Annotated in this window: 3 protein-coding genes; 1 reads left to right on the top strand and 2 read right to left on the bottom strand. The window is 72.5% G+C overall.

Annotation, left to right across the window (positions count from 1 at the left end; genetic code table 11):
* The coding region (locus tag AOK17_RS49620) for an NAD(P)-binding domain-containing protein (RefSeq protein ID WP_169802013.1) at nt 1–101 on the bottom strand (101 nt) is incomplete at its 3' end.
* A gap of 72 nt (nt 102–173) precedes the next feature.
* On the opposite strand from AOK17_RS49620, the gene AOK17_RS45940 reads away from it, so the two are divergent.
* Nucleotides 174–581, top strand: a complete 408-nt coding sequence (locus AOK17_RS45940; protein ID WP_055618599.1) for a winged helix-turn-helix transcriptional regulator — start codon at nt 174–176, stop codon at nt 579–581.
* Here the strand turns inward: AOK17_RS45940 and AOK17_RS45935 are convergent.
* Entirely contained in the window at nt 520–2,181 is a 1,662-nt protein-coding gene (locus tag AOK17_RS45935) for an RNA polymerase sigma factor (RefSeq protein WP_063997389.1), read from the bottom strand. The two genes, AOK17_RS45940 and AOK17_RS45935, sit on opposite strands and share 62 nt — an antisense overlap.
* Between the last annotated feature and the right edge of the window lie 59 nt (nt 2,182–2,240).

Genomic DNA, 2,240 nt, shown 5'->3' with positions numbered 1-2,240 from the left:
CCGCCCGATCGGCTGCCCGCGAGCACCTCGTGTCCGGCCCGCCGCCACTGCGTGCCCAACGCGTCCGCCATACCGCCCGTGCCGAGAATCCCTATCCGCATACGCCCCTGCCTCCTCCGGTCCGTGGGTCGATCTCCACGACAGTAGGAAGCCGCTCGGGCACCATTCGGTATGTGAGCACCGAACCGTTCTTCCTCGCCGACTGCCGCGCCCGGCTCGCCTTCGACCTGCTCTCCAACACCTGGAACGCCGTGGTCCTCTGGGCGCTGCGGCACGGGCCGCGGCGGCCGGGCGAACTGCGTGAACACATCGGCGGGATCAGCCAGAAGGTCCTGACGGAGACGCTGCGGCGGCTGGAGTTCAACGGTCTGGTCGTGCGGCGCGCGTACGCCGGTTCGCCGCCCCGGGTGGAGTACGAACTCACCGCGCTGGGACGGACGTTGCTCGACCCGATCGAGACGTTCGGGGCGTGGGCCTTCGACCACGGGGACGAGGTGATGGCGGCCCAGGACCGGTCAACTAGCCCGTCAGCCGGGACTTCTGACGAACCGTCGACGCATCGGCCGGGGTCGAGCGCGTGACGTACTGCGGAACCGGTGCCGTGTCCTTTCCGGTGTCGCGGACGAGGCCGTAGCGGATGGCGCCCTGGTCGGGGCCGGTCATGACGTCCTTGGTCACGGCGTCCCGGTTCGAGGGGAAGACGATCAGCCCGTAGTCGGCGCCGCGCTCGTTCTGGGTGAGGGTGACGGTGCCGTCGACGTAGAAGTACTCGTTCTGCCACATCTGCTGGGTGCCGTTCGGCAGGACGGTGAAGCCGACACGTGGCCCGCCCATGCCGGAGGTGTAGCCGTCGGCGTTCTCCGCGAAGGTGTCGTCCATCCGGCGGCCACCGCCCGACGCCACATGGAACAGCTTCCCCTTGAGGCCGGTCCAGGCCGGCATGACGAGGGCGCCGGGCCGCGACTTGGGGGAGATCTGCCAGCGCACCAGCACATAGCCCTGGCCGCTGAGCGTCACGCTGTCCCCGCGGTGCTGCATCACGGCCTTGGGCCCGCCGGTGCTGGTGAGCCCGGACTCGGGGCGGCGGGGCAGGTCCGCGGGGCGCGCGTTCGGGTCCGGGGCCGTGTCGAGGGCGTCGACGACCGTGCCGTACAGGTCCTTGCTGGTCCTGCTGGGGGACGGTGACGGGCTGGGCGTCGCGGTGGGGCTCGGCGTCTTCGGCCGCGAGGTGCTCGCCGCGGTGGGCGGCGCGGCGGCCTTCGGCGGGGCCGAGTCCGGCTGGGTGACGACGTACGCGCCGCCCGCGACGATGGTCGCCCCGGCCGTCATGGCGACGGCGGGCTTGGTGAGCGCGGCGACGACCTTGGCGGACCAGCCGACCCCCGTGGCGGCGGTCGTCGCGGCGACCGCCGTCTTGCCGCCGAGGGCGAGCGAGAGCGTGAAGCCGACCGGGATCGGGACGAGCGCGAGCCCGACGAGCAGCCGTTCGGCCGGTACGACCGCCTCGCCGGGCGCGGCGCAGTGGCGGCAGCCCCTGATGTGCCGGGCCAGCCGCTTGCGCCACACCGAGTCGGGGCGGCCGTCCCAGCGGGCGGTCAGCTCGCGCCGGTCGGGGCAGGACGAGTCGAGGGCCCGCACGATGCCGCGCGCGGCCTCCAGACGGGCCTTCATCCGCTGGACGCGTACGGCGGCGTGCTGGCGGCTGATGCCGACGGCCGCGGCCAGTTCGCGCCGGGTGAGTTCGCCCGCGACCTCCAGCCACCACAGCGACAGCAGCTGCCGGTCCTCGTCGTCGAGCCAGCGCACCGCCTCCGCGACCTCGCGCCGCTGGCCCTCCAACTGGAGCCGCAGCACGGTCAGTTCGGCGAAGTCGGTGACTTCCTGGGCCGCGTCGTCGCCCAGTGACTCGGAGGTCCGGCGTCTGGCCCGGTCGCGTATCTGCCGCATGGCGATGGCGACCAGCCAGGAGCGGAAGCTGTCCGGATCACGCAGTGTGCCGAGGTTGTCGACGGCCCGCAGCATCGTCTCCTGCACGACGTCGTCGACGTCCGCGTGACCGTTCAGGGCGCGGCCGACGATGTTGTAGACCAGCGGCAGCCAGCCCTCGACGAGTTCGTCGAGCGCGCGCCGGTCACCGGCCTGCGCCGCCGCGATCGTCGTACGCCACTGCCGCCCGTTCACGTCCGTCCCTTCCCCAAGAGGTGTCACTTGGCGTAGAGCAGCGTCCCGAAGCCGAGCTG

It is taken from the genome of Streptomyces phaeochromogenes (assembly GCF_001418655.1).
GTDB classification, from domain to species: Bacteria; Actinomycetota; Actinomycetes; order Streptomycetales; family Streptomycetaceae; genus Streptomyces; species Streptomyces phaeochromogenes.
The sequence above is the reverse complement of the archived record's forward strand: the minus strand, read 5'-3'. Positions and strand labels throughout refer to the sequence as shown.